We start from the raw sequence: 14,209 nt of genomic DNA on the forward strand, positions 1-14,209 counted from the left end.
TGCGATGCACCTCGCCTGGCTTAACCAGCACCGTGGGTGGCTTCTTGGTACCCTTCTTGTCTGTTGCTTATTGGCGGCGGCTCCCGTTCATGCACAACAGCTCCCTGGTTTGGTATCACAGCCCTTAGAGGACGGGGGCCAGCAGTGGTCACTTTCGCTGCAAACACTGCTATTTTTAAGCTCACTGGCATTTCTTCCCGCGCTGCTGCTGATGATGACCAGCTTCACACGCATCATCATTGTGCTGAGTTTGCTTAGAACTGCGATGGGAACCCAGGCAACACCTCCTAACCAAGTGCTTTTAGGTATCGCGCTTTTTCTCACTTTTTTTATTATGTCCCCGGTACTTGCCCAAGTGTATGACACGGCCTGGGTACCTCTGACAGACGAAGCCATTAACTTCGAAGAATTTTTATTACTCGCCCAGGAGCCATTCCGCGAGTTCATGTTGGCACAAACCCGGGAGCCGGACCTGGCACTATTTGTACGTTTAGCCGACGTTGGTCCCATGCAAGGCCCTGAAGATCTGCCAATGCGAGTATTACTGCCTGCGTTTGTTACCAGTGAACTCAAGACAGCATTTCAGATCGGCTTTACTATATTTATTCCCTTTTTAATTATCGACCTGGTGGTTGCCAGTACACTGATGGCACTTGGGATGATGATGGTTCCTCCTATTACTATCTCTCTTCCCTTTAAACTAATGCTGTTCATACTTGTGGATGGCTGGCAGTTGATTATTGGTTCATTAGCAGAAAGTTTTTACATGATTTAATTGTCGCCTTAGCGACCAGGAGAAAATCATGACCCCTGAAATGGTAATGAGTATTGCTTACCAGGGCATGCGTGTAACGCTTTTCCTTGCTGGCCCCATGCTGCTTGCAGCGCTCTTTACAGGACTTCTGATCAGCTTATTCCAGGCGGCTACGCAAATTAATGAGATGACGCTGACTTTTATCCCCAAAATATTGGCCGTGTTTGCCGTTCTAGTCCTGGCTGGGCCGTGGCTGTTAGGCCTCATTACAGATTTTACCCATCGTTTGTTTACCAATATTCCTAACATGGTAATGTAATCGATGGTGGAGGTTACGTTTGCCCAGTTACACGCTTGGCTAGTGGCCTTCCTCTGGCCTTTTGCGCGCATTACAGCCTTTATGGCGGCCTCGCCGCTTTGGGGCCACTCAAGCGTTCCGAACCAGGCGAAGGTAGGCCTTGCGGCATTGGTCGCTATTGTCATTGCCCCCTTGTTACCAGCGATGCCGGATGTGCCCATTATGTCCTGGGCGGGCGTCGGCATTATAGTTGAACAATTGCTGATTGGCTTGGCAATCGGCTTGGTCATGCATATTATATTTGCGGTGGTGCAGGCAGCAGGGGAGTTTATCGGTTTACAGATGGGATTGGCGTTTGCAAGCTTTTTTGACCTCTCCAGCGGCACCAACATTATGGTGTTATCACGTATCCTCTATATGATTACACTGCTTATGTTTCTTGCCCTCAATGGTCATTTGATGGTGCTTGAAACGCTGGTCATGAGTTTTCAGACCCTACCAATTGGCATCGGCACATTGAACCCCAATGCCTTTGAACTTTTGGCACGCTATGCAGGCACCATTTTCGCTTCGGGAATGTTGATGGCCCTGCCACTAGCCGGCTCACTGCTGATTATTAGCCTGTCATTGGGCATTCTCAACCGCTCAGCACCTCAGCTCACCGTGTTTAATATCGGCTTCCCTACCTCGCTGACTGTTGGTCTAACCCTGTTAATGGTGTTAATGACCGATATTGGCCGCTTTTTACAGCGGCTGTTCAGTCAGGGGCTAGCCTTTATGCAAAGCTTAATTGAAACCATGGCTCCATTAAGCTAAAACCCCTGCACCTAAGCGGCACAGGGGCTTCTCATTAGTGCTATTTAAGGGTAGCGCTTACATATAATTAAACAGAGACATACCTTTAATATTCACGAACGCCTGTTGTGCTGCCTGTAATCCCACTTGACGTAAACTATATTCAGAAATAGCGGCAGCATAATCCAGATCCACTAAGTCTGATAATGTTTGCTCATAGTTGAGCATGCGGTTACTGCCCACTGCATCAATAACATCCAGCTCATTGAGGCGGGCACCCGCAGATGCGCGCACTGTAAGCACGTTATCCAACGCGTTATCAAGATCCCGCATTGAGGTATTAAGCGTATTGCGCAGCGCGGCTTTCTGAGTATCATTCTCCGCTGGTGTTTCCAGTACACGGATAGCGGCTTCCATGGTGCGGAAAAGATCCGCACCACGCTCATCGCTGCCCGCCTGGGTAATCAATATTTCGTCACCCTCTGCCGGAGTGCCGCTTAGGGTGACATTAACTCCCCCAAAATTGAGCTGCTGGCCTTCACCGGTGTATTCACCCGAAGCCACCAGATCAGCATCATCTTCCAGCCAGGCGCCATCTTCGAAGCGCTGCACTTGATAGCTAAAGCCGCTTTCCACTGTATTATCTTCATTAAAGACGATACGATAGCTTTCCCCATAGCCAGCGTCGTTAACATCGACAATTTGTGGGCCACTGAAGGTCACACTACCCTGATTATCGACACTCGCCTCAGCAATGTAACCGGCGCCACTCGGTACACTTTGAAAAATTGTTACGCCATTTTCATTAACGGGCATCAAGCGGGAGGAGTCGACACGCTGCTCTCTGGCACTCACATCGCCAGTGTATTCCACATTACCATCGGCGGATTTGACAAACGGAGGGGCGTTATCCTTGTAGCCACCAAACAGATAGCGGCCATTACCATCCGTTGCATTCGCCTGGCCCAGCATGGTTTCGTAAATCCCTTTTAGCTCACTGGCGATCGACTCACGATCCGCGTCGCTTAGCGTATCGCTGGAGGCTTGTATGAGTAGCGCTTTGGCGCTGGTCACCGCGTCACTAATACTGTTTAAGATACTTTCCGTTTGCGCAAGCGAATTGCGAGCAGAGACACGTGCATCGGCATACTGCTGCGTCATGGCCTTGGATTGATCCACGCCCACTGCGCGAGAAGCCGCCTGCGGGTCATCCGAAGGATTCACCACCCGACGACCACTGGCAATTTGCTGGCTTACTTTCAAAAACTCATTCTGCTGACGGTTAATAGAAGCCGTACTCTGCTCGAACATGGTGACTGTACTAACACGCATCGCCTGAGCTCCTCATTAATTCCGTAAGTTTAAGATAGTGTCCATAATAGCGCCCGCCGTATCAATCACCCGGGCATTCGCTTGGTAGAACTGTTGATAACGAATTAAATTAGCGGCTTCTTCATCCAGGTTAACACCCGACTCCGACAGCTGAACGGCACGTAGCTGATCGGTGAGTCCCTGGCGTGCGTCTAAATTGACCTGGGTAATGTTGGTACGATTACCCACATCACTCACAATGGCACCATAGGCACCACTAACCGACGCGCTACCACCCACAATGTTTTTACTTTGCAGGTCCTGAAGCGCCAACGCGTTACGGTTATCGCCAGCACCTGCTGCCACCCAGTCGGTGGGGCCATCATCAGGATTCACAGGTTGCCCGGCAGCAATCTTATCCAAGTCGGCAATGTTTACGTCCATACCACTCGCCGCTCGGCGCACAGGCTGGATTTCGAAGCGGTCACCATTAGCAGGTATATTGCTGAACGTCAGTGATATACCTCCAAACGTCAGCGTATTATTTCCTGCGTCCCAACCATCCCCAATATCCACTGTCGCTCCATTATCATTGCGCGTTACAACCGGGTTACCACCAGAAAAGCTAACGGTGTAATCCGTCGCACGCAGTTGGTCGATGGTATCAGCGTCAAACGCAGCGGATTCAATGGTCACAGCGCTATTATCTTCATAACTATAAACTTGGGGCGCACGTACACTAAAGAAGTCCTCGCCCTGTAAACCATCCAGATCCACTCCTTGGCGATGCTGCTCGTTAAACGCAACGGAAAGTGACACCGCCAATTGACCAATCTGGTTCTGTGTCTTATCGAGTGTTTCGGAACGGAAAGACATCAACCCTCCCAAAGTGCCCCCCTGGATAGTTGACTCGTCTAATGCTACCAAGTTACCACCGCCATCCCGATAGCCCACTATGGTACGCTGGGGATCATTATCCGCCTGCATGGCTTCCAGCTTAAAGGAGTTGGTGCCAGTAACTAACGGCTGGCCGTTGGGCAGGCTGATATTATAGGTTTTACCATCTTGCACATTTAAGCGCAGATCCATACGCTCATTGAGTTCAGAAACCAAGAAATCGCGCTGGTTAAGCAGGCTATTGGGCGCTTCCCCCGTACGGGCACGGGCAAGGGCAATCTCACGGTTCAGACCCGCAATCTGTTCAACGGTGTTATTGATCTGAGTTATTTCATCTTCAATCTGGCTATTGATATTGCTCTGCATATCTTGCAAATAGCCATCAAAAGAGCGGAACTGTGCGCTTAACGTGCTTGCCGTACCCAAAACCCCCTGACGGGCAGCCGGATCCGAAGGTGAACTAGCCAAATCTTCTAGCGAAGAGAAAAACTCTTGCATCAACGGCGATAAGCCAGCCGCCCGGTCGGCCAGCAGGTTATCGATTTGCGAGACCTGATTATTGTAGGTCTCCAGTGCACTCGATTGAGTTTTGGCATTATTGAGCTGGTTGGCGACATAAGTATTGAATTGACGTTCGATGGCATCAACGCTAACGCCTCCCCCTACCCGACCTTCACCCAGTTGAGTCAGCTCCCGATTGTAGCTGGGCGTATAAAGATTACTAATATTATTACTGGTGGTGTTGAGGGCATTCTGCGCCGCATTAAGGCCGCTCAAGCCGATCGAAAACATGCTCATGGTTCACTTCCTTTGGCCGATAATGAGATTATCGGCAGTGCGCAGAAGAACTTGAATCCCCAATTGCGTTAACGTGCATCAGCCAGGAGTCCGTGCCCAGCATCTAATAGCCCCATGGTATTCATGACAGCGACCAGCTTATCGGCATACAGAGGGTCGGTAGCATAACCGCTTCGCTGCAGCTCGTAAGCAGCCTGTTCCGCGCTGGCAGCCTGAACAACACCTGCATAACGAGGGTTGTTACCAATCAAGTTGGCGTAATCAGTAAACGCATGCTCAAAAGAGTCATAGACACGAAATGTATCAACCAACTGGGTTCGACGACCATTAATATATTCATGAGTGACAATATTAGTGGTCTTACCCTGCCAATAGCTACCTGCTTTTATTCCAAAAAGGTTGTGGCTGTTACCCCCTTGACGGGTGGCAATTTCATGGCGCCCCCAGCCCGTTTCCAGCGCAGCTTGCGCAAGAATCAACTCAGCAGGCACGCCACTGGCCCGGCTAGCAGCCTGGGCGGGTGCAGTCAGTGTTGCCATGAACCGTTTAACATGGTCAGGCGCTTTGTTGGCAGCTAAAAACTCTGAGGCTGTCGGCCCGTCTGTTTCAGCTGTGGATTGTTGCCTTATCGTTTCCAGCTCCGACAGGAAATGCCCTTTTACCGAGTTCGCGACACGCTCATCCTGCGGCTGTAGCGCGCCATCCAATACCCGCGGTGTTCCACGCGGGATGCCAGCGATTAGCGCCTGCAGCTCCTGATCCGCGTTACTAGCCGCATCACCTATCGCTCCTTGCCGCTGGAGCTGTTCCACCAGCGCATCCGCCAAGCCAATACCCCTGGAAGCCATCACCTGTGACCATTGCTGATCAAGCATGGACTGATAGAAGTTCGTATCGCGACTGTTTAATAATCCAGAGGTAGGTGTGGCATCACGCATGCTCTTTACCATCATCTGGATAAATAATGCTTCAAACTGTTGTGCAGCAGCATGTACGCCAGCTTCCGGGTCCACACGCGCACTATGTTGTAGTCGCTGAAAACCGCTCATATCCAAAGCAAACTGGCTGGTCATATCACCCATGCTCATTAAATAACCTCCAGTTCAGCACGCAGCGAACCAGAGGCTTTGAGCGCTTCTAGAATGGACATCAAATCTTGAGGAGTTGCGCCTAAGGCATTAAGTGCATTGACCACTTCATTGAGCTGAGCACCTTCGACTATTTGAAGGTAAGCCTCCTGCTGCTCAATTTCAATATCCGTATCAGGCACCACCACCGTTTCACCCTGCCCAAAGGGAGCAGGCTGGCTAACCCCAAACTGGGTGTTAATCATAATTGAGAGGTTACCGTGCGCAACCGCTGCCTGGCGTAGCGTAACAGCACTATTCATTACCACAGAGCCAGTGCGGGAATTGAGCACTACACGCGCGGCAGCCTCCATGGGTGTCACCTGAACATTCTCCACCCGAGCCATAAAGCTTACTCGCTCATTGGCATCCATGGGTCCATCCAGCGCAATCACCCTCCCGTTGCGCGCATAGGCAACCGATTGTCCAAACTCGTTATTAATGGCGGTTACCACACGTTGCGCTGTTCCAAAATCAGAGTCATTGAGCTGTAGCTCCAATAAGCCCCCATTCCCACCCAAATTAAGGGGCACCTCGCGTTCGACCAGCGCGCCATTGGGTATACGCCCCGAGGCCTGCTGATTGATCTGAACACTACTGCCGCCGGCCTGAGCACCAGCGCCGCCCACAAGCATATTGCCCTGAGCAATCGCATAGGTATCGCCATCCGCCCCTTTCAGCGGAGTCATTAATAACGTTCCACCACGCAGGCTCCGAGCATTAGCGATGGAAGAGACCACCACATCCAAGCGCTGCCCCGGACGCGAAAAAGGGGGCAAATCGGCCGTGACCATAACGGCGGCAACATTGCGCAACTGCAGGTTAGTACCTGGCGGCACCGTAACCCCTAATTGCGACAACATGTTGGTTAGGCTTTGGCTGGTAAAGGGCGCCTGAGTGGTTTGATCACCGGTGCTGTCCAAACCAACCACCAAGCCATAGCCGACAAGTTGGTTATCACGCACACCTGCAAAATTGGCTAACTCACGCACACGTTCGGCAGCGGCTGTTGTGGCCAACAAACATAGTGCAATCAGTATTACCAATCGCAGCGCCCACCGCTTGTATATTTGATCACCGCTTAACTGCATTGCCATTTTAAGCCTCTAATGCCGGGCCTTGAAACGCGCCTAGAACGGCGACACATTTAGGAAGAAGCGCTGCAACCACCCCATATGCTGCGCTTCGTTGATATAACCATCACCAACGTATTCAATACGCGCATCAGCCACCTGGGTAGAGGGCACGGTGTTCTGTGCGGTTATCGTGCGAGGATTCACGACACCAGAGAAGCGAATAAACTCTGTTCCCTGGTTGATCGCAATCTGCTTTTCACCACGCACCCGCAAATTACCGTTATTCATGACTTCAAGAACGGAGACCGTAATGGTGCCTGTAAATGAGTTACTGGCCTGTGATCCGCCGCCACCAGAAAAAATATTCTCTGATGAGACATCAAAACCGAAGTCTTCAAGGAAATCGATAATGTCAGGGATCTGAGCAACATCAAGGCCCGCAGAACCCGAGCGGTTAGCATTGGATTGCGAACTTTTGCTGGCACTAACTTCTTCATCAAGCACAATGGTCAGAATATCGCCAATTGAACGAGGGCGACGATCTTCAAACAGTGGCTGATAGCCGTGTCGTGCCTGATAAATAGAGCCATTGGGGATGGGAGGCGGCCGATCAACAATATTGATCTGCTCTTGCTCACCCACCACAGAAGCACGGGGAATCTGCGCACACCCTGCCGCTAGCACAATAAACAATGCCAAACCAACTAGCGTTAAACGACGATACATAGTGTGCAATTCCGGCATGATACAACCTATTAGTAAGCCCTATTTGTTAACTGTGTCAGAGCTGACTTAAGCGCGCCAACATCTCATCACTTGTAGAGACTGCACGGCTATTAATTTCGTAAGCACGCTGGGTCTGGATCATATTGACCATTTCTTCAACTACATTCACGTTTGATGTTTCCACATAACCCTGAAACAGCCTGCCAGCACCATTATTACCTGGTACATCCTGATTAGGCGCTCCTGAAGCACCTGTCTCCAGATACAGGTTGCCACCGATACTTTCCAGGCCCGCTGGATTAATAAACGAGGCCACATTAATTTGGCCAATGTCAGCATCCTGGGCAATACCAGGTTGGCGAACACTTACCGTGCCATCTTCACCTATGGTGACAGAAAGGGCGTTGGACGGAATAAAGATAGCAGGCTCTAGAGGGTAGCCATTGGCTGTCACCATCTGGCCATTTTCATTTAACTGAAAACTACCATCCCGGGTATAACCAACCGTGCCATCAGGCAGCAGCACCTGAAAAAAACCTTCTCCATTAATGGCCAGATCCCGGGAATTGCCAGTCTCTTCAAGGCCTCCCTGAGTGTGCAAACGTTCCGTGGCCACCGCACGCACGCCAGTGCCTATCTGCATACCAGACGGGAGCCTGTCCTGAATATTATTCTGCGCACCCGGCTGGCGCATATTTTGGTATAGCAAGTCTTCAAACACCGGGCGGGAACGTTTGAAACCATTGGTACTGACGTTGGCCAGGTTATTTGAAATAACATCAAGTTTTGTTTGCTGAGACTCCAGCCCCGTCTTAGCGGTCCACAAAGACTTAATCATGTTCGTGTTCCCTTAAACTGAGAGGCTGCTATCAGCCCTGAATGGATAGAATACTATTAGCCCGCTGAGCGTTTTCATCTGCCGTACTGAGCACTTTCATCTGCATGTCATACCGGCGGGCCACATCAATCATGGAGACCATGGCGTCTATAGCGCTGACATTACTGCCTTCAAGTGCCCCGCTAACCATCCGCGCCTCTTCGTTTGCCGGTAGCGGGACGGCTATACCTTCTTCATTAAGAGGCGCCCGAAATAGGCCATCATCACCCCGTGAAAACATCTGCTCATCGGGTGTAACGAGCTTAATACGCCCCACATCCACCAAAGCGGCAGGCCCTTCGCCCTGGGGGATGGCACTGATAGTACCATCCGCACCAATAGAAATTTGTGCCCCCTGGGGAAGTGCTATCGGGCCACCTTCACCCATCACTGGCCGACCAACGCTTAATAGCACACCATCATTATCCAGCTGAAGATCGCCTCTTCGTGTGTAAGCTTCGGTACCGTCATCAGCTAATACAGCCATCCATGCATTATCCTGCATGGCGATATCGAGCGTACGACCAGTACGCTCAATCGGGCCTTGCGAGAAATCCGTGCCGGGCGTGGTAGTAACCGCCGATACACGCGTAGCAAGTGCCCCATCGCCTTGCACCGGCACGGAACGTGCCGCTTGCAGTTGGGCGCGGAAACCCGCTGTGGATACATTCGACAGGTTTTGGCTGACCACTGCCTGTTGATCCATCGTATGTTTGGCGCCGCTCATGGCGGTATACAGCATCCGATCCAAAACTTACTCCTTAGGCGAGGCGCCACTATTAAAGGTTAATAATGGTCTGCAGAAGCTCATCCTGAGTGCTGATGCTCTGCGAGTTCGCCTGATAAGCGCGCTGGGCAATAATCATGTCAACCAGCTCGCTTGCCATATCCACATTGGATGTTTCAATAGCACTAGGCTGGATCAATCCACGCAGACCAGCTCCTGGAGCGCCTATTAGTTCTTGACCAGATGCTCCAGTGGCAGCCCACAGGTTATCACCATCAGGACGCAGGCCTTCTGGATTACGGAAAGTAACGAGCGCCACCTGACCTGCTGCCCGGGATTCTTCATTTGAGTAGTTACGCATGATGGTTCCATCCTCTTCGATGGTAATGCCCACTAATGCGCCTGAGGTATAGCCATCCTGGGTGGTATCGTTGACTGTTGACTGGCTTGCAAACTGTGTTGAGCCTTCAAAGCTCAAATCAATATCCAAGGTAGCCAAGGGGTTCCCATCACCAAACTCGTCCGTGTTGAAGAGCGCAGGTACCGTATTATCCGCCTGCAAGGTACCATTTTGGGTAAAGACCAAGCTGCCTAAATCAACATCATAGGTTCCACCATCGGAAGGCCCACCGGATAACCGGCCATTTACATCCCACTCATTACTGGCAGTTTTCGTAAAATAAATGGATAAATTACGTGCGTTGCCTTGTGAGTCGAATACCGTGGCATTAGTAGAATAATTGTAAGTATTGGCATTGTTGGCATCGAATGATGCCGTAATAACAGGCTGCCCTGCGTCCAGGTTCAGCGACACGTTAAGCTGCGTTGAAGCATTGGCCTCTAAATCACCAGGTGGAATCTGCAAAGGCACTACGTTGCCACCTACCTGAACATTGCCTTCTGCATCCGCCGGATAACCCATGATTTGTGCGCTCTGAGCATTTACAAGGCGGCCATCTGCGGTCATCGTTAACTGGCCATTGCGTGAATAGCCAATCTCACCGTTGGTCTGCTGGAAGCGGAAGAAGCCCTCGCCAGCAATGGCTAAGTCCAAGTTGCGGCTGGTAGACTCAATATTGCCCTGATTAAAGTTCTGCAGCACTGTTGATGTACGAACCCCCAGCCCGATACGAGAAGTAGCAAATACATCGGCAAACTGAACATCAGAGCTTTTAAATCCGACGGTTTGAGAGTTAGCGATATTATTGCCAATCGCTCCCAATTTCTGCTGCTGTGCGCTTAAACCGCTGAGTGCCTGCGAAAAACTCATGCTACCCCCTGCTTAACATTACGTTTAGCGAATAATTAGAGAATTTGTTTAATTTGATCAAGTGACACCTGACCATATACTGCCCCAAGATCTAAGCGCACATCATCACCTCCTGTGCCGGGCGACACCCCTTGTACCAATGCATAATTCAGGGTCTGAGTATCAAGCTCTTTTCCTTCCGAATCGAATGCCTGATAGTTCACCCGATAAGCTCCCTCTGGCACAGCCTCTCCAGTATTGCTAATGCCTCCCCAACTGAACGATTCAACCCCTGCAGATACCGCTCCCAGATCGTTGGTATACACTACCTCACCCGACTGACTGGTAATAATGACCTCTACTTTTTCGGCCGGCTCGGCTAGCTCGATACCAAACGGAGTGGCATAAACACCGTTTTCAGCATCGTTACTCACCATAACGTTATTACCAGGTACCAACACGGCCTTATCAATAAGACCTGCCGCCTGAAGCGCCTTTGCAGCATCCATTTGCTGGGTAATTCCGTTCAGCGTGTCATTTAATTCTTCGATTCCGCTGACCGTATTGATTTGGGCTAATTGAGAAGTCATCTCCGCATTTTCCATCGGATTAAGCGGGTCCTGATTCTGCAATTGTGTGATCAGTAACGTCATAAAGCTTTCGCGCAACTCATCAGATTGACGCGCGGAAAGCGTACTGCCACCGCCATTGACGTTATTCAATACGCTGGTATCAATATTCATGTTCAGCCCTCACCCAGTGACAGTGTCTGCATCATCATCTGCTTCGTTGTATTGAACACTTCAACATTCGCCTGATAAGAGCGCGAGGCAGAGATCATATTAACCATTTCGTGAACTGGCTCGACATTAGGTTTGGCAACATAACCATCTTCATCGGCAGCAGGGTGATTTGGCATATACTCAAGGCGCAGCGGAGAATCATCATTCACCACGTCTGTAACACGAACACCGCCAACACCGTAACGATTATTTTGTGCCTGGGTTTGAAACATAACCTGCTTGGCCCGATAGGTTTCTCCATCAGGGCCTGCAATGCTATCGGCATTGGCCATATTGCTAGCCGTTACGTTCATTCGCTGCGCCTGGGCGCTCATCGCAGAGCTGGCAATATCAAAGGCTGAAAACATCGACATAGATCATTGTCTCCTGTTGCAAGGTTATTCAGACTGCATCGCGTTTTTCAGTCCCTGAATACGGCTATTTAGAATCGTCAACGCAGCTTGGTAGCGAACGGCATTATCGGCAAACTGCGTTCGTTCACGATCCATATCGACGGTATTGCCATCCAAGCTTGGCTGATCGGGAATCCGGTAGAGTAGATCCGTACTGCTTGCACTACGCCAGGCGGGCCCCTGGCCAGCCAGGTGGCGTTCTGAGGTACGCGCCAATGCTACTCCACCACTTTTCCCGGACTCTGCCTGACCATTATTTACTGCTTTCTTTAGTTCACTGGCAAAATTGATATCGCGTGCCTTATAGTTCGGCGTATCGGCATTAGCAATATTGGCAGCCAGGACCTCATGACGCGCTTGCCGCAAGCTCAGCGCCTGCTGGTGAAAATTAAAGGCGGATTCGAGTTGGTCAATCATGCCGTCCCTCGCTCGCTGAGAGGCAAAAACAAAACAGAGATTGTTGATAATGAATAATAGACACCGCTACGTCAGCCTAAAGCATGGAACAACCGCCGTTTACACCAGTATTTCATATGATGCTCAAGGTGCTTTTGCATTAGACTTTATAACCGATGTTTATCATCTGCCTTTCGATTGAGCGACTCATCCATGCCCTACTTGCCGCGTCCAGCATTATGCTGCTTGGCAATCTTCAAGCATTTTGTGCTTTTTTGCCTTCTCTGTTTTTTCACCACCCTGCCCGCGCAAGCCAATGACCAGGCACTTGTGGAGGCCGTACACCAGTTTCTTTATCAGGAGTCCCAGGCAGTCGGCCAAGAGGTACTCATCGATATCTCCCCACCCTCTCCTCACTTACCCACCTGTATAGAACCAGAGCCCTTTTTCCCTAATGCGAACCAATCACCTATTGGGCGGGTCTCTGTAGGCGTTCGTTGTGGTGAAAACCGTCGACAGGTTCGATATATCCAGGCACAAATTGATATCATTGGCAGCTATATGGTCGCCAGTCGGGATATAAATAGAGGCACAGTGATAACGAGTGACATGCTTAGTCAGCGTGAAGGGAATCTTGGAGATCTCGCCGCCCAAGCCCTGACCAGCCAGGAGGAAATTATTGGCATGGTCGCTCAACGCCCAATTAGAAGTGGCAGTACCTTCCAGGCTCATTTCCTTCAAGCCCCCCATCTTGTGGAACGAGGGCAGCGTGTTACTGTCATTGCAGAAGGGGCAGGTTTTCGTGTATCACGCGAAGGGGAGGCCCTTGAGAATGGCGCCCAGGGCGAACGCATTCGGGTACGTTTCGATACCCGTGAAATAGTATCGGCGCGCGTTACCGGCCAAGGTACTCTAATGGTAGATTTTTGACGTGTTGCCTAAAGTCTTCCCCGTTCAGGCCGATAGTTAATATCCATAGCGCATGACGCCCCAACGTTGACGATGAGGCACACAAAGTGAAAATTGACAACATCAATCCACTGTTACGCTCCAATCAAGCGCATCAGCATGATGATACACAGAAGGTGAGCGGAGCAAAGCCACCTGAGCCAGGCAGTACACAAGAGTCCACGCAACTTAGCCAGTCGCGTGTTGATGACTCCCAAGACATTGATATGGCGAAAGTTGAAGAGATACGTGATGCTATTCGCGAAGGACGGCTTGAAATACGTGCCGAGCGCATTGCGGACAGCCTAATTGCTAATTTAAAAGAGTCTTAAGAGACCAGTTATGGGCCTTTCTCGTCTGCTTTTTGACCAACAGCAACGCCTTGATGAATTGATATCTCTACTTTCCAGCGAGCAAGCACAGCTGACGAAAGGGGATATTGATGGTGCAGTGCTCACTGAGATAGCACAAAAAAAGCAGGCTTTGCTCAACGAGTTGGAGCGTATTGAAACGCTGCGGCGTGGCATACAGAAGCGCCTCGGTTACAGTGACGGTGCCACTGGAGCGATCACTGCCGCCACTGATGCAAACTGCGAAGCTGCCTGGGAAACTCTACTGGAAAAAAGTGAGCGCGCCGCCCGAATGAACATGCTAACAGGACAGATGCTTTCACTTCGGATGAAACACAATCAAGAAATGTTGGACTATATCCGACAAATTGCCGAAAAAACTCTCTATAAGCCTGATGGGCGCAATGATGCTCAACCAGGCCGCATTAACGCCTCCGCTTAATATAGATACCCCTCTCGCTCTCCAAGCCACACATTCCAAGCGCCTAAGCGCTAATGAAAAGCTTTTCCCGCGTACTTCCAGAACGTTTATCGTGAATCCGCTGCGGGGAAAGCAGCCGATCCCAGTGCATCTGTGCCATAGTCTTCCTCCTTGAGCACTGCATTTTGACACAAATCCTGACCTGATAAACAACAAAAAGCCCCGAACACACTGTGCTCGGGGCTTCTCTTCAATAAGTGCCTG

At 50.5% G+C, this 14,209-nt stretch carries 17 protein-coding genes; 6 read left to right on the forward strand and 11 right to left on the reverse strand.

Going from position 1 to position 14,209, the window contains the following annotated elements; genetic code table 11:
- Positions 1 to 4: 4 nt before the first annotated feature.
- The 3 genes from fliP to fliR are packed head-to-tail and all read left to right on the forward strand — an operon-like array spanning position 5 to position 1,868.
- Entirely contained in the window at positions 5 to 775 is a 771-nt protein-coding gene (gene fliP / locus HP566_RS19875) for a flagellar type III secretion system pore protein FliP (protein WP_249979028.1), read from the forward strand.
- A 28-nt stretch (positions 776 to 803) separates the two neighbouring features.
- Complete coding sequence (gene fliQ, locus HP566_RS19880; protein ID WP_249979029.1) at positions 804 to 1,073, forward strand: flagellar biosynthesis protein FliQ; 270 nt, start codon at positions 804 to 806, stop codon at positions 1,071 to 1,073.
- A 3-nt stretch (positions 1,074 to 1,076) separates the two neighbouring features.
- A complete protein-coding gene (fliR, locus tag HP566_RS19885) occupies positions 1,077 to 1,868 on the forward strand; it encodes a flagellar biosynthetic protein FliR (RefSeq protein ID WP_249979030.1) in 792 nt (263 codons plus the stop codon).
- Positions 1,869 to 1,925: 57 nt separating this feature from the next.
- Here fliR and flgL read toward each other — a convergent pair whose 3' ends face one another.
- The 11 genes from flgL to flgB all read right to left on the reverse strand — a co-directional run bounded on the left by flgL (position 1,926) and on the right by flgB (position 12,247).
- On the reverse strand, positions 1,926 to 3,179 hold the full coding sequence (gene flgL, locus HP566_RS19890; protein WP_249979031.1) for a flagellar hook-associated protein FlgL: 1,254 nt from the start codon (positions 3,177 to 3,179) through the stop codon (positions 1,926 to 1,928).
- Between the two features lie 15 nt (positions 3,180 to 3,194).
- Positions 3,195 to 4,853 carry a flagellar hook-associated protein FlgK gene (gene flgK, locus HP566_RS19895; protein ID WP_249979032.1) on the reverse strand — a complete coding sequence of 553 codons (1,659 nt, stop codon included), beginning with the start codon at positions 4,851 to 4,853 and terminating at the stop codon, positions 3,195 to 3,197.
- A gap of 68 nt (positions 4,854 to 4,921) precedes the next feature.
- Positions 4,922 to 5,941, reverse strand: coding sequence for a flagellar assembly peptidoglycan hydrolase FlgJ (flgJ, locus tag HP566_RS19900; RefSeq protein ID WP_249979033.1), 1,020 nt, complete (start codon positions 5,939 to 5,941; stop codon positions 4,922 to 4,924).
- Complete coding sequence (locus HP566_RS19905; RefSeq protein WP_425348216.1) at positions 5,941 to 7,077, reverse strand: flagellar basal body P-ring protein FlgI; 1,137 nt, start codon at positions 7,075 to 7,077, stop codon at positions 5,941 to 5,943. The genes flgJ and HP566_RS19905 overlap by 1 nt, the downstream gene beginning before the upstream one ends.
- A 33-nt stretch (positions 7,078 to 7,110) precedes the next feature.
- Positions 7,111 to 7,800, reverse strand: coding sequence for a flagellar basal body L-ring protein FlgH (locus HP566_RS19910; protein WP_249979034.1), 690 nt, complete (start codon positions 7,798 to 7,800; stop codon positions 7,111 to 7,113).
- Between the two features lie 37 nt (positions 7,801 to 7,837).
- Complete coding sequence (gene flgG, locus HP566_RS19915) at positions 7,838 to 8,620, reverse strand: flagellar basal-body rod protein FlgG (RefSeq protein WP_249979035.1); 783 nt, start codon at positions 8,618 to 8,620, stop codon at positions 7,838 to 7,840.
- Positions 8,621 to 8,651: 31 nt separating this feature from the next.
- Positions 8,652 to 9,410: a flagellar basal body rod protein FlgF gene (locus HP566_RS19920; RefSeq protein WP_249979036.1), complete on the reverse strand. Its 759-nt coding sequence runs from the start codon at positions 9,408 to 9,410 to the stop codon at positions 8,652 to 8,654.
- Between the two features lie 28 nt (positions 9,411 to 9,438).
- A complete protein-coding gene (flgE, locus tag HP566_RS19925) occupies positions 9,439 to 10,656 on the reverse strand; it encodes a flagellar hook protein FlgE (RefSeq protein ID WP_249979037.1) in 1,218 nt (405 codons plus the stop codon).
- A gap of 35 nt (positions 10,657 to 10,691) precedes the next feature.
- Positions 10,692 to 11,378: a flagellar hook assembly protein FlgD gene (locus tag HP566_RS19930; protein ID WP_249979038.1), complete on the reverse strand. Its 687-nt coding sequence runs from the start codon at positions 11,376 to 11,378 to the stop codon at positions 10,692 to 10,694.
- Between the two features lie 2 nt (positions 11,379 to 11,380).
- Entirely contained in the window at positions 11,381 to 11,791 is a 411-nt protein-coding gene (gene flgC / locus HP566_RS19935; protein ID WP_249979039.1) for a flagellar basal body rod protein FlgC, read from the reverse strand.
- 24 nt (positions 11,792 to 11,815) lie between these two features.
- Positions 11,816 to 12,247, reverse strand: a complete 432-nt coding sequence (gene flgB / locus HP566_RS19940) for a flagellar basal body rod protein FlgB (protein ID WP_249979040.1) — start codon at positions 12,245 to 12,247, stop codon at positions 11,816 to 11,818.
- A gap of 192 nt (positions 12,248 to 12,439) precedes the next feature.
- Here flgB and flgA point away from each other — a divergent pair, with 192 nt between their 5' ends.
- The 3 genes from flgA to HP566_RS19955 all read left to right on the forward strand — a co-directional run bounded on the left by flgA (position 12,440) and on the right by HP566_RS19955 (position 13,966).
- Entirely contained in the window at positions 12,440 to 13,156 is a 717-nt protein-coding gene (gene flgA, locus HP566_RS19945) for a flagellar basal body P-ring formation chaperone FlgA (protein WP_249979041.1), read from the forward strand.
- A gap of 86 nt (positions 13,157 to 13,242) precedes the next feature.
- A complete protein-coding gene (gene flgM / locus HP566_RS19950; protein ID WP_249979042.1) occupies positions 13,243 to 13,506 on the forward strand; it encodes a flagellar biosynthesis anti-sigma factor FlgM in 264 nt (87 codons plus the stop codon).
- Positions 13,507 to 13,516: 10 nt separating this feature from the next.
- Positions 13,517 to 13,966, forward strand: coding sequence for a flagella synthesis protein FlgN (locus tag HP566_RS19955; protein WP_249979043.1), 450 nt, complete (start codon positions 13,517 to 13,519; stop codon positions 13,964 to 13,966).
- Positions 13,967 to 14,209: the final 243 nt, after the last annotated feature.

It is taken from the genome of Vreelandella olivaria (genome assembly GCF_023507745.1).
Taxonomy (GTDB): Bacteria; Pseudomonadota; Gammaproteobacteria; order Pseudomonadales; family Halomonadaceae; genus Vreelandella; species Vreelandella olivaria_A.

Bases quoted from the DNA above. Each gene is read 5' to 3' on its own strand.
- fliP (WP_249979028.1), top strand. From the start codon at position 5: ATGCACCTCGCCTGGCTTAACCAGCACCGTGGGTGGCTTCTTGGTACC.
- fliQ (WP_249979029.1), top strand. From the start codon at position 804: ATGACCCCTGAAATGGTAATGAGTATTGCTTACCAGGGCATGCGTGTA.
- fliR (WP_249979030.1), top strand. From the start codon at position 1,077: ATGGTGGAGGTTACGTTTGCCCAGTTACACGCTTGGCTAGTGGCCTTC.
- flgL (WP_249979031.1), bottom strand. From the start codon at position 3,179: ATGCGTGTTAGTACAGTCACCATGTTCGAGCAGAGTACGGCTTCTATT.
- flgK (WP_249979032.1), bottom strand. From the start codon at position 4,853: ATGAGCATGTTTTCGATCGGCTTGAGCGGCCTTAATGCGGCGCAGAAT.
- flgJ (WP_249979033.1), bottom strand. From the start codon at position 5,941: ATGAGCATGGGTGATATGACCAGCCAGTTTGCTTTGGATATGAGCGGT.
- HP566_RS19905 (WP_425348216.1), bottom strand. From the start codon at position 7,077: ATGGCAATGCAGTTAAGCGGTGATCAAATATACAAGCGGTGGGCGCTG.
- HP566_RS19910 (WP_249979034.1), bottom strand. From the start codon at position 7,800: ATGCCGGAATTGCACACTATGTATCGTCGTTTAACGCTAGTTGGTTTG.
- flgG (WP_249979035.1), bottom strand. From the start codon at position 8,620: ATGATTAAGTCTTTGTGGACCGCTAAGACGGGGCTGGAGTCTCAGCAA.
- flgE (WP_249979037.1), bottom strand. From the start codon at position 10,656: ATGAGTTTTTCGCAGGCACTCAGCGGTTTAAGCGCACAGCAGCAGAAA.
- HP566_RS19930 (WP_249979038.1), bottom strand. From the start codon at position 11,378: ATGAATATTGATACCAGCGTATTGAATAACGTCAATGGCGGTGGCAGT.
- flgC (WP_249979039.1), bottom strand. From the start codon at position 11,791: ATGTCGATGTTTTCAGCCTTTGATATTGCCAGCTCTGCGATGAGCGCC.
- flgB (WP_249979040.1), bottom strand. From the start codon at position 12,247: ATGATTGACCAACTCGAATCCGCCTTTAATTTTCACCAGCAGGCGCTG.
- flgA (WP_249979041.1), top strand. From the start codon at position 12,440: ATGCCCTACTTGCCGCGTCCAGCATTATGCTGCTTGGCAATCTTCAAG.
- HP566_RS19955 (WP_249979043.1), top strand. From the start codon at position 13,517: ATGGGCCTTTCTCGTCTGCTTTTTGACCAACAGCAACGCCTTGATGAA.